Source organism: Spirosoma utsteinense (assembly GCF_014282275.1).
Taxonomy (GTDB): Bacteria; Bacteroidota; Bacteroidia; order Cytophagales; family Spirosomataceae; genus Spirosoma; species Spirosoma utsteinense.
In genome coordinates this window covers 15,992-40,177 of record NZ_VFIA01000012.1, presented here as the reverse complement: position 1 = coordinate 40,177, position 24,186 = coordinate 15,992, and the positions used below count along the sequence as shown (strand labels likewise).

The following is a 24,186-nucleotide window of genomic DNA, read 5'->3' as shown; positions in this document are numbered from 1 at the left end:
TTTGGATTGAGTTCTACCTCAGCAAGGGGGCTGGCGTATCTTGGACGGCTACGTCCGGGTGAACAGAATTTTACACCCGGACGTAGCCGTCCAGGATACGCCAGCCCCTTGTTACCCGTAAAACTATACAGGTTCAGTTTGAATTGCCCCCAGAATTACTGCGCAGGCGTCGCGGATCTGGTCTTCGGTGATGATCAGCGGTGGCGCAATTCGCATGGAGTTGTCGCAGAACAGGAACCAGTCGGTGATGACGCCTTTGGCAATGGCCCGGTCGATGATGGGTTTCAGAACCGCAAACGACTCGAACTCAACGGCCAGCATCAACCCCTTTCCGCGAATAGCTTTGATGGCCGGATGAACCAGCAACTGCCGGAACAACTGACCCTTGGCTTCGGCCTGTTCGTAGAGCTTTTCGTCCTGAATAACCTGTAACGTGGCTAACGAGGCCGCGCAGGAAACCGGGTGCCCGCCAAATGTAGTGATATGGCCCAGGATGGGATTATTCTTGAACACGCTCATGATCTCAGCCGAGCTGATGAACGCGCCCACAGGCATGCCGCCCCCCATTCCCTTGGCACACAGGAGAATGTCGGGAACAACCGGGCCACCGTTCGCACCGAAGGCTTCAAACGCCCAGAAGGTGCCCGTCCGGCCAAACCCGGTCTGGATCTCATCGAAAATCAATAACGCACCCACCTCGGTACACCGCTGACGAACGGCCTGCAAATAGCCGGGCTCCGGCACGCGGATGCCCGCTTCGGCCGTAATGACCTCCATCACGACAGCCGCCGTTTTTTCGGTGATCTGATCGATATCGGCCTGTACGCCGTGCCGGATGTGGCGGATGTCGGGGAGGAGCGGACGGTAGTTACGTTTGAAATTCTCGTCGCCCGAGAGCGACAGTGCTCCCTGCGTAGCGCCATGGTAAGCGTTGATGCACGAGATGATTTCGGTACGACCCGTATACCGCTTGGCCAGTTTCATGGCTCCTTCCACGGCTTCCGTTCCGGAGTTGGTAAAGTAGACATTGTCGAGCCCGACGGGCAGGGTGCTCGCCAACGCTTGGGCCAACTGGGTCTGGGGCGTCTGAACGTACTCGCCGTACACCATCAGGTGCAGGTATTTGTCCAGTTGCTGCTGGATCGCGTCGATCACTCTGGGGTGGCGGTGGCCAACATTACTTACGCCAATGCCTGAGATCAGGTCCATAAAGCGTGTTGGCTGATTCGATGCGTCCCCCGCTGAATAAATAAATACACCTTCGGCCCGCTCAATTTCCAACGCTAAAGGGAAATCCGAGGTCTGTGCTACGTGCTGGAAAAATAACTGCCGGTGCGTGACCGTCTGCATAATACGTCGTTGAATAATGTTCGTCAGCAAAGCAACACCCCCAACCATGAAAACAGTTCTGGTACTACTCCTGCTTGGACCCGTTGCGGGTTGGTCGCAATCGACTAAAATAACGCCCGCCGACGTACAGCGCAGGCAATCGTACCTGATCATGCGGGACAGTTCGGTGGTGCGCGGGCAGGTAATCCGGCAGGATAGCAGCCTTATTACGGTTCGGAAACGCAACCGGCAACTGACCTTCATTGAAGCCGATCAACTCGTTCGGGTCATGGCTAACCGGCCCGACGTGCCGCTCAACCTGGTTCCGGTTCGCACCGTTGGGCCCGTTCGGGTCTTTGTGTTCAAAGACGGTACGCAGGTAGAAGGGCAGTTTGTGCGACGCGATAGCGCTATGATTACGGTGCGAAAACGAAATGGTCAGTTAACCTACTTTGAGCCGGAACTACTTGCCCGCATGGACACGGTTCAAGTCGAAGCCCGTTTCGATTCAGACCGGAACTTCCCGGGCCGGTTTGCGCCCTGGCTACTGATGGGACCAACCGCATACAACCCCGACAAAGGGCGGTTCTATTACCGGAATACGTGGCTGCTGCTCAATGAATTCCAGTACGGCATTACCCGCAACTGGAGTATCGGTGTTAATTTCGCTACGCCCATACCCTACCTGATTTACTCCGACACCTACCTGGGAAGCGGCCAGTTTGCGACCAACAACTCCCGGCTCGTCACCAAATTGAGCGCCCCCATCGGTGACCGCTTTCGGTTGGGAGTTCAGGCCTCGTATCAGTCGGGCCAACAGTTTACCTATACCCGCGGTCGCGACGTCTGGACATTCCAGGCGCTGGCTTCGGTAGGTAGCAGTCAGCACAACGTCACCCTGGGCTACGGGCGTCGAATGCAGGCCAATCAGGGACTGAAACAGTATTCCTTTTTCCGGGTGCCTGATCAATCGTTCCTGTCGCTGGGCATTATCCAGAAACTGTCGCCCCGCCTGTCGTTCGTTAGCGACAATACCCTGAATCTGGGCCGGAGATATGGCTATTACGCGGATTCGAAGGCATCGGTATCGGCCGCCCTGCGCATCGATCGCCGTCGCCATGCGTTCGATCTGGGGGTGTTCACCCTGATCCATCAGTATCCTTACCTGTGGGATGGCCGCACCACGCAGCTATTTCCGTATATCGGCTATAATTTGCTTATTGGGCACGACTAACTATCCACCGGCCCCAATGAATTACTACCTTTTTCTTTTGTTGTTTGTGCTGCCTGTTGCCGTAATGGCGCAGGATGAGTATTACCCCAAACCCGGCCAGTCTACCAAACAACCGCCCCCGCCCACATATATCATAGTGCTCAGGGATGGCACCGAGCTACGGGGCGAAATTCTGCGTCAGGATAGTACCGAAGCCGTTATCCGGACGCGCAATCTGGGCGAAGTCCGGTTGAAAGCCGATCAGATCATCCGGATCGAACGACAGGATAGCCGGGAACCGGGCGGAACCTATGCCAACCTGTTTCCGCAAACGATGCGAATTGCCCCGACGGCTTTCTCGGCAGAGAAAGGCCGGCTCTATTACCGGAATTATTACCTCTACATTAGCCAGTTCGAGTACGGGGTCAACGATAACTGGAGCGTAGGGGCAACATTTTATTCGTTTCTGCCAACAAACCTGTTCAGCCTTACTACCAAAGTGTCGCTGCCGGTGAGCAGCCGGGTTCGGCTGGGGATCAATGCACAGTATGCGGCTGTCCGGTTCAACCGGTTTATAGAAGGGATAGGCTACGTGCAGGGAATTGTCACGACCGGCGACCGGCGCAACAACACGACCTATGGTTTGGGCGCAACGGTATCGAACGGGCGCGTATCGAGCAACCTGGTCGGTACGTTCGGGCTGGTCCGGAAAGTGAGTCCCAAACTGACGTTCATCAGCGAAAACTTCGTGCTGTTCGGTAGTGGTGTCAACCGGTCTGTGGATTTTGCCGGGGTGCTGTCGGGGGGCGTTCGCTTCGATCGTCGGCGACATGCATTCGATCTGGCAGCTTACATCCCGCTTGTCTTTGGCCCAAATATTGATACGCCCATTACCTTTATCCCTTACGGCAGCTACCATCTGCGTATCGGTCAGTGACATAATCGGGTTATTATCGGATTCGGTACGACGATTTAACCTAATTTCGCCGTTGTAGTCAGACAACTCACCGTTTCTATGCCCGAAAATCCTTCCGGTTTACCTTCCTTTATTCGTTCCTGGCGTCAGCTTTACGCCATTGTCCTTGGTTGTCTGGTTGCTGAAATCGGGCTGTTTTACGCGTTAATGCGCTGGCTGTCATGAGTTCGATCGACTGGGGGGTTCTGGTCTTTACCTTAGTGGGAGTGATCGCTTACGGGGTCATCCGCAGCCGGGGTAGCCGCAGTATGGACGATTATCTGCTGGCGGGGCAGTCGTTGCCGTGGTATCACGTCGGGTTGTCCGTCATGGCTACGCAGGCTAGTGCCGTTACGTTTTTATCGGCACCGGGGCAGGGCTTTGCCGACGGTATGCGGTTCGTGCAGTTCTATTTCGGACTGCCACTCGCCATGGTCGTTCTGTCGGTGACCTTCGTGCCGATGTTTCACAAGCTGAAAGTATTTACGGCCTACGAGTTTCTGGAGAACCGCTTCGACGTTCGGGTTCGTACGCTGACATCGGGGCTTTTCCTGATCCAGCGGGGCCTATCTACCGGCCTGTCGATCTATGCGCCAGCCATTATTTTGTCGACGATCCTGGGCTGGAATATCTACTGGACGAACCTGCTCATGGGCGGTATCGTACTGGCCTATACCGTTACAGGAGGCACAAAAGCCATATCCTACACCCATCTACAGCAAATGGCCATTGTTACGTTTGCGATGGCACTGGCGGGTTTTCTGACGGTTCGAATGCTGCCCGAGGGCGTGGGGTTTGTCGATGCGCTGCACGTAGCGGGTAAGGCGGGCCGTATGAACCTGATCGACCTGAATTTCGACCCCGACAGTCGCTATAACCTCTGGTCGGGCCTGATTGGTGGTTTCTTTCTTCAGCTCTCCTATTTCGGTACCGATCAGTCGCAGGTGGGCCGCTACCTGACGGGCGAAACGATCGGGCAGTCGCGGCTCGGACTGCTCATGAATGGGCTGCTCAAAGTGCCCATGCAGTTTCTGATTCTGCTGGTAGGCGTTCTGGTATTTGTCTTTTACCAGTTCAATCCAGCCCCCACTTTTTTCAATAAACAGGAAACCGACAAGCTCAAACAAAGCCAGTATGCCGGGGCTTATCAAGTAGCCGAAATAAAGCACCAAAATTTAGCCGCTCAGCGTCAGAAGGCCGTGGCCGACATGCAGGTAGCCCTCGAAGCCGACAACGAGGCCGGGCAGGATGCGGCCGGGGTGGTGCTGCGCGAAACCGATAAAGCGCTCAACGTGGTCAAAGCCGATGTGGTCAAACTCATCCAGAAGAACAACCCTGCTGCCGACACCAGCGATGTTAACTACGTATTCCTGCGGTTCGTGCTCGACTACCTGCCCCACGGTCTGATCGGGCTGCTGATTGCCGTTATTTTCAGTGCCTCTATGGGCTCCATTGCGTCGGCCTACAACTCGCTGGCGTCGACGACGGTCGTGGATGTTTACAAACGCCTTGTCCGTACCGAAGCCGACGACGCCCACTACCTGCTGGCCTCGCGCTGGGCAACAGTCGGGTGGGGGGTATTCTGCATCGTCGTGGCGCAGTTTGCCAACCGGCTGGGCAGTATGATCGAGGCTGTCAATATTCTGGGGTCGCTCTTCTACGGGGTCATTCTGGGGGTGTTCGTCGTGGCATTCTACGTTAAATCCATTGGCGGCCGGGCCACCTTCTGGGCTACGATCATTGCCGAAGTATTCGTTGTCATTAGCTGGTCCCTGGATCTGACGGCTTTTTTGTGGCTAAACGTAATTGGCTGTTTGCTGGTCGTTGGCATCGCGTGGGTGCTGCAAAGGATGATGGGGTCTACCCCTAAAGCCCAACCGCAGTAGTTTTCACCTCTCCCATAGTGTTGTTATCTCAACACCCAGGTAGGCCTGGGCGGGCTTTTTGGTGGGTTTCTGGCCTGCTCCAATTTATAGAAATCAGCTTAACCGGCATTCAACGATCGTGGATTAAGGCTGTAATGGCTTATCCATAGTCAGGGCCGACAGTGCTTGCGCCTACTGTTTTACGCTAAGGAGCCCATTAGGTGTCTTCGTTTATTCCAAATACAGATATCAGCTAAAAATTACCGTTCCATAATCCGCTTTTTTTATTATTTTTTCTTATCAATCTATTTAACCACATGATTAAGTATAATTTTGTATGTTAGTATGTTGCTAACGCTGTTGCTTTTATTGGCGAATGATTTTTTCGAACTCAACGAAAGATAAGCTTACTGGTTTTTTATTATTTCTATTTATAGCGGCCGGTTTAACGTACTTTCATCGTAATCCAACTAATGACGATGCCTGGTTTGGCGAGCAGTCGTACTGGTTTTATAGAGAGGGAATAATACGATCTGATTTTTTTGCGGGTATCCTGGGTTGGGAAAAACAACTTCTGGTTAGTCATAAACTGTTTTTGCTCTTTGGTGCGGGATTGATTAAATTATTTGGCTTTCATCTTCCCGTACTTCAGTTTGTAGGGTTATTGTTTTTCTATGCACTGATTGGCGGAGTCATAGTATATATCCGGTCTACCGACGCTGAATTTTCCTCGTGGTATATACTTCTCATACTTATTCTGATCTTCTCGAATCGGCTTCTGATCAAAATGAGCTTTGAAAATCGCCCGGAAATGATGCTGGCATCGCTCGGCCTCTGGTCTTTCCTGTGTATTTATACCGCTAAAAATAAAAACTGGAAAATAGTCCTGGCCGCTATACTGGCGGGATTAGCGGTGCTTGCTCACTTGAATGGAGTTATTTATTTGATTGCTGGTGTAGCGACGCTCATTTACCTGAAACAATACCGGCAAGCGGTCATTTTTGCCCTGATCGGGGGGCTAACGGCATCCGCTTATTTTATTGATGTGCTACAGGCCGAAAACGGACTATCTGTATGGTACTACCAGTTTAGGAATGATCCCGCTACACAAAGTACGTTTGGTCTTTGGCCAAAGTTGTTCGTCATGCTGACGTACCTGAAAGTATTTTTTATACCGCTGGAGAATCTGGCCCTTTCACTGCTTTTTGTGTTTATGCTCTGGCAGCAGCGTAAATACATTTTGGAACTACCCGTTGATTTACGTATTTACGCTGTATGTCTTTTCGTTGCCTTTTGGCTGATAACGAAAAGAAACACAGCTTACTACATGATTTTGTTTATACCGTTCATGCTGCTTATACTTTATGAATTGTATCGGCTGAAACCCTTTGTCAACAAAAAACTTAAGGGCGTTTTGATTATTTATTTTATAATAGGAACGTATGGGATGGCACAGATTATTTATAAAAATCTGAGTTTAGACTACCTGCCCCAGGCCTATACAAAACTGCGTGGACATATCCCTGTCAATGAACTGGGGCTCGTTCCCATTACGTTCTTTTTCAACGAGTATGAACACTACCCTAACTTGTTGAATCACGAAAATTATGGGTATTACGACACGCATTCCAGTGATCCGGTTAAAGAGATAACCAACTGGTCCCATAAAAAAAACGTTGGCTTTATTTTATTCGATTACAAATACCGCCCCGAGTATTTTCATCCAAAGCCGAACACAAAACAAATACCTTTCTACCGGCTCTCATTTTATGATGGCAGGTTTGCTGTATATACCAGAAATTAAGTTTGCCGATAATTATCAGCTGCCCCGATTTTGAAGCAGGATCAACTAGCATCAGGCCCGCTATAAATTCATCGACAGTTTGGTGAGCTATAGCGCGACAACACGCCCCACTTATCCTTGCCGCGACGGAAACTTGCCAGTGGTCAAGTAGTGGCCTATTTTGGGTTGGCTTCGGATAAAACCTCCAGTCGGTAGCCAACGCCGTGGACAGCCGCAATCCGGATGGTGGGGTCGTTTTGGAGCAGCTTGCGGAGCCTTGATATAAATACATCGACGCTCCGGCCTACCGTAATTCCTTCGTCCTCCCACACCAGCTTTAATATCTGGTTGCGTTCCAGCAATTCGTTAGGATGGCTCACCAGCAGCCGTAGCAGCTTCGTTTCGCGATACGTCAGGTTATGCAGACTGGAACCAGACATGAGTCGCTGGCTGGCCACGTCGAGCTGCGACTGTCCAAACCGAATGGCGCTATCCATCGATGAAACGGGTTGAACTTCTGGTTCGCTGGTCTGCGCCGACCGGCGCCACATGATGAATGCTACGCCTGTCAGCAGCCCGGCCAGCGCTATCAGCGGCCAGCGCATGGACGGCGGTGATGCTGGCGCGAGGGGTTCGAACGTGACCTGCAGGACATAACACCCGGCGGTCATCGAACGCCCGGTGCACGGTACTGGCCCACTGCTCATCAGATCACGATGGCTGTAGCCCAGTTGCAATTTGCCCCGGGCACAGTCGAGCACCGCTACGTCATAGGGACCGGCAACGGCATGGATTTGGAGCGACGCTTGCAGCAGGGCTGGCAGCGAGTCGTAGTTGAACGACCGGCTGAACGAAACCCGAAACGTATGTGGGTTCGGCTGTTCTACGGCCGGGATACGCGACGTGGAGTCACCAGCCAGCCGAAGCAGATGATGGGCCGTCCGGCGCAGGGCCAGGTTGATTTTCCTGGCCCTGTACTGACGCGAATCGTTCGATTGCGCTTCGTCCTGCCCTGATGTGCTCTGTATGAAACGGACAAACAACACCGTGACCAGCAGCAGCGCCAGGCTACCGATCAGGATGCGGGAAAGCGGTGTCTGGGCGAATTTCATGCGAGCAACAGGGTAAATAGGTTAGCAGCCTGGACCAAAACTGAATACGAACAGATTGTAGGAGGTTAGCTTGATAACGCGTTTGGAGCGTATATCGGTTGGACGAACCGGCATAAGTACCAACTCATCACCATAACGGGCGAAGGGCATAATGGCGTCGAGTTGAACGGTATGCACGTTGCCGGCGTCGCTTGATCCAACTTGCCGGACGATAGCCCCCTTGCGTTGAAGGTAGAGCCGAAACGGAATAAGCCGTTGATGTTCCGACACCATATTACTTTCCCGAAGTCCTATGAACCCACGCGTATGCAGCGAAAATGTGAAGTAATCGACGGGATGCCCGTTCAGGGTGACGGGATCGTCATACAACACAAGCGCGGGGTGAGACGTGGCTGGCTGAATAATCCAAACGGATAGGATACCTGTCAGCAAAGCGAGCGTGAATCGTGACTTTTTCATCCGTGGTGGGGTGGTTTATCTATAAAACGATAATTTCATTATGGGGCAGGGCGTATTGCCGGTCTTCGGTCAGGAGCACGATACGATCCCCTTTTTTGCAGGTAGCCAGCACGTCCTGCACAGGCAGTTGCCGATACGTTTTACCAGAGAACAGGTGCAGGGTTCCCGTCGCCTTATCACGAATGGCAATTTTAAAGCCAATCTGGTTGCCGGCCTTCGTTTTCGTGAGCATCATCGTCACCGTTTGCACCGTCAGCAACCCCGTCGTGGACGCCGGTAACCGGCAGCGCCCTTTCGGGCTGTAGGTGTCAACGATCAGTTTGCTGCTGACGAAAGCCGCCGAGCAATGGGAAAACGGCTGTTGGGCCCGGCTCGCAGTCGATGCGATGCAGCCGCCCAGCAGGCAGAGAATGAACAGTACTTGTTTCATGGCGTTGTGATTTATCATTGTGATGAAACAAACCTACGTTCGTCCTGAACGTCTGCCGAGAAACGGGGGTAAAACATTGTAAAGGAAATGTAAAAGTATGTTTTGTTGCTGATAAACAACGGGTTGAGGGCAGTTGATTGCAAGGACGTCTCCGCATTTTGTCCGCTTGTTTAATCGCAACTTACAAAACCAGCCTGGCTCGAATAGCGGCCACTGCTTCCTCGTAGGAAGCGCCAATGGGAATGGTCTGGTTGGCGACGGTTATTTCCTGCCGGGCCATCTTCGTGATTTTGTTAACGGCCACGCAAAATGACCGATGCACCCGGACGAACTGGTCGGGGGGCAGGTGTTGCAGCAGGTCGGCCATGGTCTGGCGGCTGAGCAGCTTCCGCTTCGTCAGCACCAGCGAGAGGTAATTGCCCTCCGCTTCAATGTACAGGATATCGTCCAGCAGTACTTTTTCGTCCTCGTAGCCCGTCTTGACGAACAGATAGTCCGGGGCGCTGCCCGACCGCAATGTATGGAAGTCGAGGGCTTTGGTGCAAGCTTTCAGGAAACGTGCCAGCGAGAAGGGTTTCAGCAGGTAGTCGACAGCGTCCAGTTCAAAGCCCTGCACGGCAAAGTCCGAGTAGGCCGTCGTGAAGATCACCATCGGAACTTTGGACAGGCATTTTACGACGTCAATGCCGGAGATGTCCGGCATCTTGATATCGAGAAAGAGCAAGTCGACGCGGTTGGTTTGCACGTACGAAATGGCATCGAAGGCGTCGGTGAAGACTGCTTTCAGGTCCAGAAACGGAACCTTGGCTGCGTGGAGCTTGATCACGTCCAGCGCTTTGGGTTCGTCGTCGATGGCAATGGCAGTCAGCGGCATGGTGTTTATTCGTTTATCCGGGTCCACCGGTCCGAGCCGAAAGCCAGTAAACTGTTGATCGTACCGTCGGCAGCCACGTCAAAGGTAAATGGAGCGCCCTCATCTTCCAGAAAAAAAGCGCGCTCCGCTTCGGGCAGCAGGGTAAACGTGTGTCCGTCCCAGCTTTGTTTTACCTGCAAACTACGGCCTTTCACCGTGACTTCCAGCACGGGCTTCCGATCGCCCTGGCCCACGTAGCGACCTGCCAGTTTCATCAGCTGCTCAGGCGGGATAACAGCCAGCTTTTTGATCGTCGGTTTGAACACCTTCCAGTCGTAGACCTGCGAGACACTACGCAGCATCTCGTTGATCAAATCCATACCATTGTCTGAGTTGGTCATGATCACCACGCCCTGCCCCGTCTGCTGAAAAGCGTACAAAAAACAGCGGTAGCCCTCATTGCCGCCCCCGTGCCCAAAGGTCATCAGGGAATCTTTGCCGCCGAGACCCGGTCCTAAACCATAATTGCCCAGATGTTTGGTGAGCATTTGCCGGGTCATGGATTGTGAAAGCACCGGGGTTGCCGTACCGGCTAGCGATTGCTGAACGCTAATGATGTAACGGGCCAGGTCGCTGGGCGTTGTCCATAAACCAGCGGGTGCCTGTTCCGGGTAGACGTGCCAGTCGCCGGGAATACGGGTGCCATTATTGGCGTGGGCTATGCTGGTGTTCTGCTGCAATTCCGCAGGCAACGGTTGCCTGAAGGTGCTGTGTGTGGACATACCGATCGGTGTCAGTATCGTTTGCTGCATGTAGTCGGCGAAGGGCTGGCCGGTTATGTCCTCAATCAGCTGTTGAACAATAACATAGCCTCCGCCCGAATACTGCCATCGACTACCGGGAACGGTATCGGAGATGACAGCGGGTGAGTTGGCGGGTTTCTCGCCATTCAGCACCTGCACCAGCGTTGGCACCGCTTTCCCCGGACCGTAGCCGTTAAAACCATGCACGGTCAGCCCGGCGGTGTGGGTCAGGAGGCCACGCAGGGTAACCGGCTTCTCGCTGGTGAACCGCGACGGTTTAACTTTCCAGCTTGTGAGGTATTTGTTGACATCGGTGTCCAGATCGAGTTTGCCCTGTTCCACCAGCCTCAATGCTCCCAGTGCTGAGATGGGCTTGCTGATGGAAGCCGCCTGGAAAAGCGTTTGGGTATCTACTTTTTGGGTACCGTCGGCACGCAAAAATCCATAGGCTTTCGCCCATTCGATCTGACCATTATTCACCACGGCAATACTAACGGCGGGTATTTTGTAATGCTTCATCCGGTCGGCGATCGAGTAGGTGGCGATGGGTTGCCCGGCCAGTTCAACTGCGGATCGTAAGCCGGTTTCAACCTGCTGAATCGTACGGGTCAGCGCTGGCGGCTGCGGCTGGCCAACCGTTATCGGAACAAGCCACAGGAGGAGCAGACTAATGAAAAGGTATTTCATGAGCGATCAATTTTAGGGTGAAAAAATGGGAATGAGGAGGGTGGTCTTACCAGTAGACCAGCGTCAGCGATGCGAAATAGTCCTGCTCAGACTGCTGAATGTCGAGCTGGTGCCGGCCGGGATAGATCAGGTCGAGCCGCTTTCGGACGTTGTCCAGACCGAGGCCGGGCTTCGTTTCTTCGGGATCGTTGGCCGATTTGGGGTGCCGGGAATTATGGACTTTAAGGTAGAGCCGGGTATCGTCCAGGGTCAGCGTAATGTGTATCCAGGAAGGGGTTCGGAAGCTGATACCGTGCTTGAACGCGTTTTCGACAAAGGGCGTCAGCAGCATAGGGGCGATGAACAGGGCACGGTTCGGCTCCTGGATGTGAACCCGGATATCGATGTCATGCGTCTCATCGATCCGCATCCGCTGAAGCTGGATGTAGTTTCGCAGGTATTCAATTTCCTTGTCGAGCGGGATACGGTCGAGGTTATTTTCCTGCAACATGAACCGCATCATATCGCCCAGTTTCTGAATGCCATCGGCCGTTTTTTCGCTGTTCTCGTTCAGGGCGGTGGCATATAAGCTGTTGAGTGCGTTGAACAGGAAGTGCGGGTTTATCTGCGCCCGTAAGCTTGCCAGTTCAGCCGCTTTCGTCGACACCTCGGTCTTCAATGCCGTTTTCTCTTTCGTGAGCCATCGCCGGACATACGCTATGGCGAAAGCACCGATCAAAACAACTGCGGTAAATGGAATGATGGGCTCGAAGGAGTAGTAATAGAAGTTCGTGACGGCCCCCCACAAAACCGTTGTGGCAACGATAGCCGCGAGCACCGTCGTGCCAATCGTAGTGAACAGTACTGTTCTGGTCGATTCGGCAGTCCTGAAAAGAGGCAGGACATCGCTGTATACATACGACTGAAGAACCAGTATTTGCAGTAACAGGCCGGATAGCAGCAATGTATCGCCCGTACCGCCATGCCATAAGGTGACAGGCAACGTACCGGTCAGGACAAGATTAACGGCCAGTAAGCCCAGTCCACCGAGCAACAGGTAGCTGACCAGTCTGAAATGCTGCTCCGACTCCTGTTCAATCTTACGGGCCAGAAGTTGGTAATACTGAAAGCCCAGTTCGTAGATGCCCAGCATAACCACCAGCCCAATGGTGTTGGCGAGTACAGTTCGTTTGCGAAAAAGGGAATACACGGCCAGCCCGATGACATTTTCGGCGGTATCGTACTGGTAACGGACGTAGAGCTTGAGGTACTGGTATATAAAAACGCTCACCAGCAGTAGGATACCCGTCAATCCCAGGTAAAGACCTGCTTCCCGATCGTTGGTGCGGTCATGGATACGTGGGTAAGCGAGGGTGTGAAACACATACCAGGCTGCCAGAAACAGGCCTACAGCCGCAATGAGCGGGACGTTGTTATTCAGCGTGTGGTCATACGTCGCCAGATTTCGCCAGAGGGTAGCTGACGGTACATCGCTGCGTTCGGCGCTCGACAGCATGCCATCGATACGGTCGACTTCGTTCAGGAGTCGGCGAACGACATACAGCGTAGCCGTACCCAGCACAAAGACCAGTTCATACCGTCGAAATTCACGTAAGTCCCGCATGGTTCTGTTTGATTTTTGATCAAAGCTATAAGTCATGACCAGGCGCAGGGTGAAAATGGGTTGAACCGGCTTAAAAATGGGGTGAAATTGAAGGAGGGGAGGAAAGGGAAGGGAGGGAGGAGGGGGAGGATGGCGCTGGCGTCAGCAATCCCTTTCCTCCCTTTCCTCCCCTCTTCCCCTTCCTCCCCCTCTTCCCCTCCTCCCTTCATTCCGATCGTAGACTCTGAACAGGATCCATCATCGCGGCTCTGATACTCTGAAAACTGATCGTCAGCAGGGCGATGCTCACGGCCAGCACACCAGCCAGTGCGAAAATCCACCACTCGATAGCGATACGGTAAACGAAGTCATTCAGCCACTTGCTCATGGCATACCAGGCGATGGGGGTGGCCACGATAATCGCGATGACCACCAGCCGGATGAAGTCTTTCGAGAGCAGCGTGACAATACCGGCAACCGATGCCCCCAGCACTTTTCGAATGCCAATCTCTTTGGTGCGCTGCAGTACCACGTGTGAAATCAGACCGTACAGGCCCAGGCAGCCGATCAGGATGGCAATGCCCGTAAACGTGTTGATCAATCGAGCGGCCAGGGTTTCGGTTTCGTAGAACGTAGCGATCTGATCGCCGAAGTATTCATACTCAAATACCTCGCCGGGATAGAGCTGCTGCCAGGTCTCACGAATGCGCTGGAGCGACTGGGTCGGGTTATTGCCCGAAAGTCGGATGCTGGCCCGGGCGTACCAATCGGCGTAGCTGGCAATGAAACAGGGGCCAATGGCCTCATGCAGGGATTTCTCGTGGAAGTCCTTCACGACGCCTACAATGGGCATGGGCACGCCCGATAAATGGTATTGCATCTTCTTGCCCAACACCTGCTGCGGATCGCGAAAGCCCAGTTGATGCAGCATGGTTTCGTTGATCAGATACTCCCGGATGGTATCGCTGGTCATGATGTTCCGCCCGGCAACTAGTTTTATCCCATACGTGTCCAGAAACTCCGCATCGGCCAAACGGTCGCGGATGGGGAAGAGGGCCCAGTCCGGGCTACCGTTGAATTTGAACGACCCGCCAAATAACTGGCTGCTGGCGGGCGGGCGGTGACTGAAGCTCACCGACTGAATATCGGCGTATTGAGAAAGCTGCTGCCGGAGGGCTTCCCTCGTCGACTTCTGCTTATTCGGTAACCGGACGACAATCACATTGTCCTTCCGGTAACCCAGGTCTGCCTGCTGGATGTAGCGCATCTGGCTGGCTACAATGACGGCTCCAACAATAAGGACCTGACAGGCTACGAACTGGGCCACAACCAGTACCCGACGAACCGTGAACCCACCCGTCGATGTAGCGGCCAGCGTACCCCGTAACGCTGCCGAAGGCGAGAAGCCAGCCAGCACCAGGGACGGATAGCCGCCAGCGAGCAGAACGACGCTCCCGAGCAGTAGACCTATGAATCCTGCCAGGCTCCAGTCGAGCCGAAACACCAGATTTAGCTGCACCCAATTGTTGAACAAGGGAAGGGTAGTGAGTACCAATACAGCTGCCAGACCGGTGGCCAGCAGCGTAATCAGTGTCGTTTCGAGCAAAAACTGAAAAACCAGTTGCTGGTGCGAACTGCCCAGCGTTTTTCGGATACCCACTTCTTTGCTGCGCCGAAGTGCCTGAACGGTGCTCAGGTTGACGAAGTTGATGCAGGCGGCTCCAATCAACAGAATCCCGATGATACCCAGCGACCAGAGCAGTGACTGACGAATGGCCCCGCCACCCCGGGCTACGTCGAAATGAAACTCCCGCATCGGCTGGGTGTGAAACCTGAAGAATTTGGCATCGGCTCCGTACTGTTTCTTCGCCAGCGCCGTCAGCGACTGGTCAAGAGCAGCGGCAGCGGCCGGGTTTTTTAGCGTGACGTAGACGCGGTTCGTACTGTTAAGGTACCACCAGTTGGTTGCGTCATAGGTTGGGTCGAACTGCTTTAGAGTTGCCAGTGATATGAACAGGCCCAGGTTGGTATCGGTTGGGGCCGGCGGATCGGCAACCAGACCCGTAACGGTTGCGTCGAGTTTGTTGTTGAGGGTGATGGTGCGCCCCATTGGATCGGCATCACCGAAATATTTTTTCGCCCGGGAGTGGGTTAAAACAACGCTGTTAGGTTCGCGGAGGGCGGTTTGGGGGTTACCTGCCAGCCAGGTGTAACTCATTATATCGAACCAGGCGGGGTCGGTCAGGCCGGTTCCGGCATGCTCCAGAAAACGGGTGATCGTGGCCTGGCCTGCCTGTTTGATACCGACGGTCAACTCCCGGTTCATCATCAGAAACGCGGCCTGCTCCACCTGTGGATACTGGCTGCGCAGGGTCTGCGCCATTGGCAGGGGTGCCTCCGGGTTGTACTCGATGGAGCCGTTGGCCAGATATAGATCGGTGTCGATTCGGAAAATCCGGTCGAAGTTGGTGTGGTACCGGTCGGTGCTCAGGTGGTGTTTTAAAAATAGAAAAATGAGCAGTGCGCCCGCCATACCAACCGATAAGCCAATGGTAGTAAGCAGGGTGTAACTGCGCTGCGTGATCAAATTCCGCCAGGCAATTTTGAGATAGTTCGTAAGCATAAAATGTCCATACCCGTTTCGCGAATCAAGGTACGGACATTGCTTATGGACAGGCTGTTAAAAAAACTTAAGCGGCTTTGGTTGGTGAGATGTGAAGGGTTGCTGACGTGAAGGGTTGCTGGCGTGAAGGGTTGCTGACGCACAGGAGACGCAAAGGGTTGCGTCTCTACGGTATGGTACGTTATTCGCTTCGTAAACTTTTTACGGGGTCCATCAGGGCGGCTTTGATGCTTTGGAAACTGACCGTTAACAGGGCGATGGCGAGAACCGCAATAAAGGGCATGATAAATAGCCAGCCATTCAGGTCGGCCCGGAAGGCGTAGCTTTCGCGCCAGCGGGTGACCGCAAACCAGGCCAGGGGCGTTGCAATGGCAAAGGCGATGACGACTAACTGGGCAAATTCCTTATATAACAACCGCAGGATCTCGCTTATCGACGCGCCCAGTACTTTTCGAATGCCGATTTCTTTGGTACGCTGCGTAGTCGTGAATGACGCCAGCCCGAACAGCCCTAAACAAGCTACCAGGATTGCCAGCCCGGTGAAAAAACCGAAGACCTGTCCAAACCGCTGGTCGGCCCGGTACTGATCGGCGAAGTGGGCATCCAGAAAGAAGAAGTCGAAGGGGTTGCCGGGGAAGAACTGGTTCCAGGCGGTTCGAACGGTGGCGATGGTCCTGTCTGCTTCGGCGGGGGCTATCTTCACCGAGAAGTACCCGCGAACATCGGGGATGAGCCGGAGAATAAGCGGCTCGTAGGCTTCCCGCAACGACTGCTGGTGGAAGTTATCGACAACGCCGACGATGGTGAAGGTTTCGCCCCAGAAATCGATCTCTTTACCGATGGCTTCTTTGGGTTGCAGGAATCCCAGCTGCTGAAGGGCCATCTTGTTGAAGACAACCGCTTTCGGATCGGTGCCAAAGTCGCGGGCGAAATTCCGGCCCGCCAGCAGCCTGAGGCCGTATGCATCGAGGTAATCGTAGTCGACGCCGATGACGCGGTATTGTTTTCCCCTGCTCTCGTCGGTACCTTTTATCCGGATACCGCCTGCATTCCAGCCCACGGCATCGCCCGGAATAGACGTCGACGCGGTAATGCTCTTGATGGCCGACTGCCGGGATACCTCGTCTTTAAACGCCTTCATCTGCTGTAGATAAGTCGAATCGTTGCTGATAATAGGCGGGCGAATCACCAGCGTCTGGTCGATGGAAAGGCCCAGGGTCTGCTGCCGCATGAACTCGATCTGCCGAAAGACCGCCATCGTGCCGACGAGCAAAAACAACGAAGCCACGAACTGAAACACAACCAATCCTTTGCGGAGCAGAATGCCCTGCCGCGTGTTGACCATCCGGCCTTTCAGCACCGTAACCGGCCGGAGACCGGACAGCACAAAGGCGGGGTACAAACCCGAGAAGAACACGCCTACGACGAACAGGATCAGCAGGGCCAGCCAGAACCGGCCGCTGCCCAGCAACGAGAGCGAGAGCTGCTGGCCCGACAGGTTGTTGAATACCGGAATGGTGATCAGGACCAGCACCAGGGCGAGTACAACGGCGAGGCTGTTGAGCAGAAACGACTCCAGCATAAACTGTCCCATAAGCTGGCTCCGTTGCGAACCAACCGCCTTGCGAACCCCTACTTCGCGGGCACGACTGATGGCCCGCGCCGTGGCCAGATTTACGTAGTTGACCCAGGCAATGACGACGATGAAGAACGCAATAGCCAGCAGGAGATACACCGTTTTGCCGTCGCCGTTGGGTTCGGTCTCGCCGAGGTAATGTGAATACAGGTGTATGTCGCGAAGCGGCTGAAGCGTATAAATGGCCGCTGAATGATACTTCTTGTGGTCGGCCCCGGCCAGCCGGTCGACAACCGCCGGGAATTTAGCTTCGAGGGCCTGCGGATTGGTACCCGGACGTAGCAGCAGATACGTCAGGCAGCCGTCCCATTGCCAGGCCGTCTCGGGGTTGTTATCGGCCCCCATATTCTTGATAAACGTAGCGTAGGACCGCAGCAGGTCGGCTTTCAGGTGGGAGTTCATCCCGAAGTCTTTATACACCCCGGTTACTTTTACTACCTGCTCCCGGTTGATACGCAGGGTTTTGCCCAACGGATTGGTCGTTCCGAACAGCTTCCGCGCGACCGATTCGGAGAGCGCAACCGTGTTGGGTTCGAGCAGCGCAGTGCGGGCATCGCCAGCGATTAACGGGTACGAGAATATACTGAAAAACGCCTGACTGGCATAATACACTTTTTCGACCTTCATCTGCTCGCCATCGGCCGCGGCCGCTACCACCGATCCGGTCCCCACGATCTTGACGTAATCCTCGATTTCATCGTAAGCGTCTTTAAATGAGTTGCCAGCCGCATAAGCACCGGATACCCACTCGGTACTGAGCTTACCTTCGTTGTAGCGGTCCTGCCGCACCCGGTAGATCCGGTCGCCTTTGCTGTGGAAGTTGTCGTAACTGAGTTCGAACGCTACGTATTGCAGAATCAGCAGGCAGGCGGCCATACCAATCGCGAGCCCGATAATGTTGATACCGGAGAAGACCTTGTGCCGGAGCAGGTTCCGCCAGGCAACTTTGAGATAGTTTTGAAACATGGTTTTGGGGAAGAGGGAGGAAAGGAGGAGGGAGGAAAGGAGGAAAGGAGGAAAGGAGGAGAGGTTTTTTTCTTTCTCCTTTCCTCCCTCCTCCCTTCCTGCCCTACTCCGTTCTCAATGATTTAACAGGATCCATCAACGCGGCTTTGATGCTCTGGAAGCTTACTGTCAATAGAGCGATGGTTATGGCCAGCAGACCCGCTAGGGCGAAGACCCACCAGTCGATGTCGATGCGGTAGACGAAATCCTGTAGCCACCTGCTCATGGTGTACCAGGCAATGGGCGTGGCAATGACAATGGAAATAAACACCAGCCTAACGAAGTCCTTGCTCAGTAGCGTGACAATGCTGACGACCGATGCGCCCAGCACTTTCCGAACGCCGATCTCTTTGGTGCGTTGTTCGGCGGTGAACATGGCCAGCCCGAACAGGCCCAGGCAGGCAATGAAAATGGCGAGGATGGCGAAGTAATCCGCCAGTTTGCCAATGAGGGTTTCGCTGTTGTACTGCTTCTCGAAACTGTCGTCGGCGAATACGTAATCGAAGGGATAAGCCGGGTTGTACTTTTTCGTTAGCTGCTGTAAACTGGCCAGCGCCTTTTCGGTTTGGCCGGGCCGGGTTCTCACCAGCAACGTATTGTTACTGGCCGTATCCAGGCGTATGATCAGCGGTTCGATGGCTACGCGCAGGGAGTTGAGGTGAAAGTCCTTCACCATCCCCACAATCTTGCCGTTCTTTTCCCAGAACTTCAGGTCCTGACCAACGGGGTTTTTCATACCCATGCGCCGGGCAGCTTCTTCATTGATGATGTAGTTGGTGCTGTCGGTTACAATCGCTTTGTCGAAGTCGCGCCCCTCCAGCATCCTGATCTTCATCGTATTTATGAAGTCATAGCTGACGCTTAACTGCATGAACAAGGTCTTGTCTTTAGGGTCTTTCCCTTTCCACTCAAGGCCGGTCGTGGAGCTGCCCACAGCGAGGGGGTCGGAGCCCGACGCGGTTACCGTCTGAATACCGGGTGCCTGTTCTAACTCCTGTTTGAACGAGTCGAACCGCTTGGGCAATTCACCTTCCAGCGCCATGTAAATGACATTCTCCCGGTCGAGGCCCAGGTTTTTGGTTCGGATGTACTCAACCTGCCGACCCGCGATCAGGGTTCCGATGATAAGCAGCAGCGACAACGAAAACTGGAATACCACCAGCCCCTGCCGGAACAGGACGGGCCCCGCCGTGAAGCGCAGACTGCCTTTCAGGATACGAATGGGCTGAAGGGACGACAGGAACAGGGCCGGGTAACTCCCCGACACAATGCCTGTTACCAACGCCAGCGCCAGCAGGGTGAGCCAGTAATACGGGTTACCATACTCGATAGCAATGTGCTTGTCGGTGAGCTTGTTGAAGGGGCTGAGTAATAGCTGAACTAGAATGATCGCAAACCCCAGCGCCATCCCCGCCATCAGCACAGCTTCGCCCACAAACTGCCCGATGAGGTAAGCGCGCTCCGCGCCAACGACCTTCCGGATGCCTACTTCCTTCGCCCGTTTCGCCGACCGGGCCGTGGCCAGGTTCATGAAGTTGATACAGGCAATGATCAGGATGAAAATAGCGACGATCGTGAACAGCCGGACGTATTCGATGCGCCCACCATCGGGTTTGCCGTTGGTGAACTTCGAGTACAGGTAGGTATCTTCATACGGGAACAGGAACGTCGTGATGGTCGTCACCTTCGCATCGTGCCGATGGACCATGTTCCGTATTTTGGCGTTGACCCGATTCACGTTGACCAGCGGGTTCAATAGCGCAAACGTCCGAATGCCGTTGTTGCCCCATTCGTTCAGCCACTTGTTTTTAGCCTCGTGCGGTTCGAGAGGGAGAACAAAATCGAACGTCAGCGAGGAGGTTTTAGGAATGTCGCGCATGACGCCGGTCACCTGACGGTCGTCGGTATTGTCGAGCCGGACCATCCGGCCCAGTACATCCGTCCGGCCAAAGAGCTTTTTGGCGACAGCCTCCGAAATAACGATGGACGTTGGTCCGGCGATAGCCGTTTTCGGGTTGCCGTGCAGAAACGGAAAGGAAAAAATCGAGAACAGATCCGGGCTGGCATACCGCCCTTTTTCCTTAAATCCGGTGGTGCCCAGCGCCAGCAGGTGTTCTTCTTCCCAGGTCAGCTTCACCGACTTTTTTACCTCGGGAATTTCGGCTTTCAGGGCAGCCGCCATTGGTCCGGGCGTGGCGGGTGTCGTGCTGAGTTCGCTGCCCGTCCACTGCTGATTTTCCAGCACCTGATACATGCGCGGACCGTTGGCATGGAACCGGTTCATGCGTCGCTCGTCCTGCACCCACAGCAGAATCAGCAAACTACAGGTCATCCCCAGCGCCAGTCCGAGGACATTGATAAACGAGAAGGTTTTGCTCTTGACGATATTCCGCCAGGCGATCTTGATGTAGTTGCGAAGCATGCTGACCGGAGGGGTTGAGGGAAGGGGTTCGGGCGTAAGGACACCGGAAATCGATCTGCGTTGCGTGAGACGACCGGCTGCGACGACTTATTTCGCTTTTCGGACGTAAATGCTGCCCTGCATGCTTTTCATCATGACTTCGGGACCGCCGTTGTTGATCTTGCCGTAAACCCAGTCTTCAACCGTGACCCGGTACATGCCCGACTGGGCAGACCTGGTGGCTTTGGGTTGGTTTTTGTCGACGTCGATGTCGAAATCACTGAAGATATCGCCCCGGTCGGATTTGAGTTTCACATTCGCTTTGACTGACGCGGGGAAGGTTACGTCGACGCGGCCGTTGAGCGTCGAGAACGCCATGGGCGCGTTGGGGCTAACCTCCCGGAAGGTGGCCTTCAAGTCGCCGTTGATCGTATTGGCCACCACCGAGCCGCCAATGTTCGTCAACTCGATAGGGCCGTTGACGTTGTTGATTTCCATCTCGCCATTCACATTCTCGACCGTGATATCGCCTTCGTTTACGGTGCTGATTTTGAGTGAGAACCGCTGTGGTAGTCGAATCGTGAGGTTCACCGGTTTCTGGTGGCTGCTGGCACTCACCCGGACGCGGTTGTTCTTTTCTTCGGCCGATATGTCCAGCGCGTTGTTGGTCGAGATACGACGCATCCCTCCACTGCCGGTGTTGCGGTCATCGGTTCGGTTAGTGGAGCGCGTCGATGCATCGATGATGACGTCTTTACCTGAGTAGCCGGTGATGTGAATGAAGCCGTTGATCAGGCCAATATCCAGTGAGCCGGGTTTGCCCGGATCGGTAAGGGGAACGACGAGTTGTTCTTTGGATTCGCTCTGGGCAAAGAGGGGTGTTGTTCCCATCAGGATCAGGGCGGTACTAATACGCAGTACAGTATTCATTGGATTACGATTGTTTTTTGATGTACACATTGCCGTTGAAGGTTTCGAAGCGCAGGGTCCTGCCGCCCGTTCCGACGCGTATGGCGGTTGTTTTGTTGAGCTTGTAGACGGTCTTGTCGTCCTTTCGCTCTTGGTTTTTAACGACCCGGACGGGTAAGATTTCAGCTTCCGGGAAATCGGTGTAAAACTCACCCTGGAAGGTTTTGAACTGCATTTCGGCCGAGAGACTGGCCGGGTAGCTCACCCGGATGTTGCCGTTGAGGGTGTAGTAGGACGACTTGTCGGGTGGGCTCGCGAGGTAGTTCGCATCGACATTGCCGTTGATGGTATGGACATCGGTAGCACCCCGGGCGTTGGTCAGTGCGATAGCCCCGTTCACATTCCGCACCCGTAGGTCGCCCGCCACGTCCTTCACGCGTACATCACCCCGGTTCACCGTCGACACGTTCACGTTCATCGCGCGCGGAATTTTCACCGTGAAGTCGAGCGTGAAATCATAGTGGATACGCTGGTCGTCATTGTTGCGCCGGTTGTTGCGGTTGGGGCGCGAGTCGAAGGGCTCGGCAATGTAGGCGATGATGGTATCGCCTTTCTGTTCGAAAGCCAGCTTAAGTTCCTGTTTGCCTTTCTCAAGCTCCTGCCTGTCGTCGGCCGTGATTCGCTTCTCGACATCGAAGGACACCTTGTCGCCCGCCGACCCTTCGACGTTGATCAGGCCATTGATGTTGTAGATGACCAGCACGCTGGCTCCGGCGTTCGCCACCGAAAATTCCTTCCTGATGTGTTCATTGGACTCCTGCGATTGCGCCACCGATTGGGCACAGGAAATCACCAGCCCCGCCAATACGGGGATTAGGTACTTTGTCATAGAGGTATTGGGTAATTGGGTGAGTGAGTGATCGGGTGAATGACTGAGTGAGTGATTGGGAGAATCGGAGCGACGGAACAGCGTGAGACTTTTTCAATCACACATTCGCTCATTCACTCAATCACTCATTACGACAGCTCCCGGATCGTTTGTTCGATTTTGCTTTTGACGAGTTCGTTGACGCCTGCCTGGCGGAGTATCTGCCGGAGTGGTTTGAGTGAGCGTTTTTCCTGAAGCTTCACCATCACATCGGCGAGGGCTACCTGCACCAGGGGCGACTCCTGCCTGGTCAGTGACTGAACCAGCCCTTCCCGGACGCGAGGGTCGTGTGCCAGTTCGGCCAGGGCTTCCAGTGTCACCAGACGTACGTTAACGTTCGGGTCGTTGTTGAGCGTTGTCAGCAGGGCGTCGATCACGCGGCCGTTGGCGTCGCTCAGGTCTTTGGTGTAGCTCACCGCCCGGAGTCGTTCCGTTGCCGACGGATTCTCAAGCAGCGAGAGCATCATCATCTCTCGCATCTCCTGCACCTGCGTCGACAGCGTGTCGATTCGTTGCTGGTACGCTACGTCGGGCGTGTGCCGACCGGGGAGCCAGTAGCCAGCAACCAATCCAAGGCTAAGGAGCAAAAAACTAAACGCTACCCGACCAGCCAGTTGCGGTGTCCACCATTGCCGAAGGCTGTCAATCCGGGTTCCCCATGTACTTTTCCGAACGGCCTGCTCAGCCTCATCGAAGCTATGGAGCATGGTATAGAACTGGGTACGCATTTCGGGGCTGGGTTCGGGTGTGGTTACCGCGCCCATCCGTTGCCAGACCTGCCGGGTAGCCGCCAGTTCCTGCTGACAGGCGGGGCACTGGGCCAGGTGCGCGTCGACAGCGGCCCGTTCCGTGAGCGACAGTTCGTCGCTCAGCCAGTCGGGGAGTTTGTCGTTTACGCCGTCGCAGTTCATCAGTTTATCGTTCGTGTTCACTAGTTAGGTAGATCGTCTTCAGGGCATTCATCGCCCGGTGAACCCGTACTTTCACGGCACCTTCTGTGGTGTCCAGAATCCGGGCAATCTCGTCGTACTTCAGTTCCTGATACCGGCTCAACACCAGTACTTCCCGCTGTTCGTCGCTCAGTTTGGCCAGCGCCTGCCGGAGCAACGCCAGCTCCTGTTCCCTGTGCAGCGATTCATCGGCGGGCAGACCACCCCCAATCCGGTCGGCAAAATCCGCTACGTCGTAGTGGTGGGCCGATCGTTTGTTCTGCTGGACGGTATCGATCAGTACGTTGCGGGCCAGGTGATACATCCAGGTTCTGAAGGCACCGTTGCCGGTAAACGTATGCCGGTATTTCAGCATCCGGTAGAACACCGTCTGAACCATGTCTTCACTAACATCGGGCCGTCCGCTCATGTGGTAGAGGAAGCCGAAAAGCTCCCGGTGGTACCGCTCAAAAAGCAGACCCATCCGGTTCAAATCGCCCGCCTTGACCCGCAGCATCAGGGCATTGTCTGTCAGTGCATTCAACGGTTTACAAGGTGAGGTTAGGGAATTTGGCGTGGAAACCGCCGAAGTCCGGGGAGGTTACAGAAAAAAAAGAATTTATTTTTTGATGCGCCTGTGCTACGTTAGAAGGGGGGGTAACCGGGTGAAGATAACGTTGCCAA

General features: G+C 54.4%; 19 protein-coding genes. 5 read left to right on the top strand and 14 right to left on the bottom strand.

Features of this window, described 5'->3' with window-relative positions:
- Window positions 1–123: 123 nt before the first annotated feature.
- Window positions 124–1,350, bottom strand: coding sequence for an aspartate aminotransferase family protein (locus FH603_RS11390; RefSeq protein WP_186737624.1), 1,227 nt, complete (start codon window positions 1,348–1,350; stop codon window positions 124–126).
- A gap of 46 nt (window positions 1,351–1,396) precedes the next feature.
- Here FH603_RS11390 and FH603_RS11385 point away from each other — a divergent pair, with 46 nt between their 5' ends.
- The 5 genes from FH603_RS11385 to FH603_RS11370 all read left to right on the top strand — a co-directional run bounded on the left by FH603_RS11385 (window position 1,397) and on the right by FH603_RS11370 (window position 7,166).
- Window positions 1,397–2,563, top strand: a complete 1,167-nt coding sequence (locus tag FH603_RS11385; protein ID WP_186737623.1) for a hypothetical protein — start codon at window positions 1,397–1,399, stop codon at window positions 2,561–2,563.
- A gap of 16 nt (window positions 2,564–2,579) precedes the next feature.
- Window positions 2,580–3,479, top strand: coding sequence for a hypothetical protein (locus tag FH603_RS11380; protein WP_186737622.1), 900 nt, complete (start codon window positions 2,580–2,582; stop codon window positions 3,477–3,479).
- Window positions 3,480–3,557: 78 nt separating this feature from the next.
- Complete coding sequence (locus FH603_RS28950) at window positions 3,558–3,683, top strand: hypothetical protein (RefSeq protein ID WP_262891273.1); 126 nt, start codon at window positions 3,558–3,560, stop codon at window positions 3,681–3,683.
- Window positions 3,680–5,383 carry a sodium:solute symporter family protein gene (locus FH603_RS11375; RefSeq protein ID WP_186737621.1) on the top strand — a complete coding sequence of 568 codons (1,704 nt, stop codon included), beginning with the start codon at window positions 3,680–3,682 and terminating at the stop codon, window positions 5,381–5,383. Before FH603_RS28950 ends, FH603_RS11375 begins: the two co-directional genes overlap by 4 nt.
- Before the next feature lie 766 nt (window positions 5,384–6,149).
- Window positions 6,150–7,166 (top strand): hypothetical protein, encoded by a 1,017-nt coding sequence (locus FH603_RS11370; protein WP_186737620.1) that lies wholly within the window; start codon window positions 6,150–6,152, stop codon window positions 7,164–7,166.
- Window positions 7,167–7,321: 155 nt separating this feature from the next.
- On the opposite strand, the gene FH603_RS11365 is transcribed toward FH603_RS11370, so the two are convergent.
- The 13 genes from FH603_RS11365 to FH603_RS11305 form a co-directional block, all read right to left on the bottom strand.
- Window positions 7,322–8,257, bottom strand: a complete 936-nt coding sequence (locus FH603_RS11365; protein ID WP_186737619.1) for a winged helix-turn-helix domain-containing protein — start codon at window positions 8,255–8,257, stop codon at window positions 7,322–7,324.
- A 21-nt stretch (window positions 8,258–8,278) separates the two neighbouring features.
- Window positions 8,279–8,716 (bottom strand): hypothetical protein, encoded by a 438-nt coding sequence (locus FH603_RS11360; protein WP_186737618.1) that lies wholly within the window; start codon window positions 8,714–8,716, stop codon window positions 8,279–8,281.
- Window positions 8,717–8,735: 19 nt separating this feature from the next.
- A complete protein-coding gene (locus FH603_RS11355; RefSeq protein ID WP_186737617.1) occupies window positions 8,736–9,146 on the bottom strand; it encodes a hypothetical protein in 411 nt (136 codons plus the stop codon).
- Window positions 9,147–9,327: 181 nt separating this feature from the next.
- The gene (locus FH603_RS11350) at window positions 9,328–10,020 is read right to left on the bottom strand and encodes a LytR/AlgR family response regulator transcription factor (protein WP_186737616.1); all 693 of its coding nucleotides are present in this window, start codon (window positions 10,018–10,020) and stop codon (window positions 9,328–9,330) included.
- Window positions 10,021–10,025: 5 nt separating this feature from the next.
- Window positions 10,026–11,489, bottom strand: a complete 1,464-nt coding sequence (locus tag FH603_RS11345) for a serine hydrolase domain-containing protein (RefSeq protein ID WP_186737615.1) — start codon at window positions 11,487–11,489, stop codon at window positions 10,026–10,028.
- A gap of 46 nt (window positions 11,490–11,535) precedes the next feature.
- Window positions 11,536–13,092: a sensor histidine kinase gene (locus tag FH603_RS11340; protein ID WP_186737614.1), complete on the bottom strand. Its 1,557-nt coding sequence runs from the start codon at window positions 13,090–13,092 to the stop codon at window positions 11,536–11,538.
- 205 nt (window positions 13,093–13,297) lie between these two features.
- On the bottom strand, window positions 13,298–15,694 hold the full coding sequence (locus FH603_RS11335; RefSeq protein WP_186737613.1) for an ABC transporter permease: 2,397 nt from the start codon (window positions 15,692–15,694) through the stop codon (window positions 13,298–13,300).
- 181 nt (window positions 15,695–15,875) lie between these two features.
- Window positions 15,876–18,296: an ABC transporter permease gene (locus tag FH603_RS11330; RefSeq protein WP_186737612.1), complete on the bottom strand. Its 2,421-nt coding sequence runs from the start codon at window positions 18,294–18,296 to the stop codon at window positions 15,876–15,878.
- A 103-nt stretch (window positions 18,297–18,399) separates the two neighbouring features.
- Window positions 18,400–20,757: an ABC transporter permease gene (locus tag FH603_RS11325; RefSeq protein ID WP_186737611.1), complete on the bottom strand. Its 2,358-nt coding sequence runs from the start codon at window positions 20,755–20,757 to the stop codon at window positions 18,400–18,402.
- 87 nt (window positions 20,758–20,844) lie between these two features.
- On the bottom strand, window positions 20,845–21,666 hold the full coding sequence (locus FH603_RS11320) for a DUF4097 family beta strand repeat-containing protein (protein ID WP_186737610.1): 822 nt from the start codon (window positions 21,664–21,666) through the stop codon (window positions 20,845–20,847).
- Between the two features lie 4 nt (window positions 21,667–21,670).
- A complete protein-coding gene (locus tag FH603_RS11315) occupies window positions 21,671–22,534 on the bottom strand; it encodes a DUF4097 family beta strand repeat-containing protein (RefSeq protein ID WP_186737609.1) in 864 nt (287 codons plus the stop codon).
- Window positions 22,535–22,662: 128 nt separating this feature from the next.
- Window positions 22,663–23,505 (bottom strand): zf-HC2 domain-containing protein, encoded by an 843-nt coding sequence (locus FH603_RS11310; RefSeq protein WP_317171324.1) that lies wholly within the window; start codon window positions 23,503–23,505, stop codon window positions 22,663–22,665.
- Complete coding sequence (locus FH603_RS11305) at window positions 23,489–24,019, bottom strand: RNA polymerase sigma factor (protein WP_186737768.1); 531 nt, start codon at window positions 24,017–24,019, stop codon at window positions 23,489–23,491. The genes FH603_RS11310 and FH603_RS11305 overlap by 17 nt, the downstream gene beginning before the upstream one ends.
- Between the last annotated feature and the right edge of the window lie 167 nt (window positions 24,020–24,186).

Bases quoted from the DNA above. Each gene is read 5' to 3' on its own strand.
- FH603_RS11390 (WP_186737624.1), bottom strand. From the start codon at position 1,350: ATGCAGACGGTCACGCACCGGCAGTTATTTTTCCAGCACGTAGCACAG.
- FH603_RS11375 (WP_186737621.1), top strand. From the start codon at position 3,680: ATGAGTTCGATCGACTGGGGGGTTCTGGTCTTTACCTTAGTGGGAGTG.
- FH603_RS28950 (WP_262891273.1), top strand. From the start codon at position 3,558: ATGCCCGAAAATCCTTCCGGTTTACCTTCCTTTATTCGTTCCTGGCGT.
- FH603_RS11315 (WP_186737609.1), bottom strand. From the start codon at position 22,534: ATGACAAAGTACCTAATCCCCGTATTGGCGGGGCTGGTGATTTCCTGT.
- FH603_RS11320 (WP_186737610.1), bottom strand. From the start codon at position 21,666: ATGAATACTGTACTGCGTATTAGTACCGCCCTGATCCTGATGGGAACA.
- FH603_RS11380 (WP_186737622.1), top strand. From the start codon at position 2,580: ATGAATTACTACCTTTTTCTTTTGTTGTTTGTGCTGCCTGTTGCCGTA.
- FH603_RS11370 (WP_186737620.1), top strand. From the start codon at position 6,150: ATGAGCTTTGAAAATCGCCCGGAAATGATGCTGGCATCGCTCGGCCTC.
- FH603_RS11355 (WP_186737617.1), bottom strand. From the start codon at position 9,146: ATGAAACAAGTACTGTTCATTCTCTGCCTGCTGGGCGGCTGCATCGCA.
- FH603_RS11360 (WP_186737618.1), bottom strand. From the start codon at position 8,716: ATGAAAAAGTCACGATTCACGCTCGCTTTGCTGACAGGTATCCTATCC.
- FH603_RS11325 (WP_186737611.1), bottom strand. From the start codon at position 20,757: ATGCTTCGCAACTACATCAAGATCGCCTGGCGGAATATCGTCAAGAGC.
- FH603_RS11365 (WP_186737619.1), bottom strand. From the start codon at position 8,257: ATGAAATTCGCCCAGACACCGCTTTCCCGCATCCTGATCGGTAGCCTG.
- FH603_RS11305 (WP_186737768.1), bottom strand. From the start codon at position 24,019: ATGCTGCGGGTCAAGGCGGGCGATTTGAACCGGATGGGTCTGCTTTTT.
- FH603_RS11345 (WP_186737615.1), bottom strand. From the start codon at position 11,489: ATGAAATACCTTTTCATTAGTCTGCTCCTCCTGTGGCTTGTTCCGATA.
- FH603_RS11350 (WP_186737616.1), bottom strand. From the start codon at position 10,020: ATGCCGCTGACTGCCATTGCCATCGACGACGAACCCAAAGCGCTGGAC.
- FH603_RS11335 (WP_186737613.1), bottom strand. From the start codon at position 15,694: ATGCTTACGAACTATCTCAAAATTGCCTGGCGGAATTTGATCACGCAG.
- FH603_RS11340 (WP_186737614.1), bottom strand. From the start codon at position 13,092: ATGCGGGACTTACGTGAATTTCGACGGTATGAACTGGTCTTTGTGCTG.
- FH603_RS11330 (WP_186737612.1), bottom strand. From the start codon at position 18,296: ATGTTTCAAAACTATCTCAAAGTTGCCTGGCGGAACCTGCTCCGGCAC.
- FH603_RS11385 (WP_186737623.1), top strand. From the start codon at position 1,397: ATGAAAACAGTTCTGGTACTACTCCTGCTTGGACCCGTTGCGGGTTGG.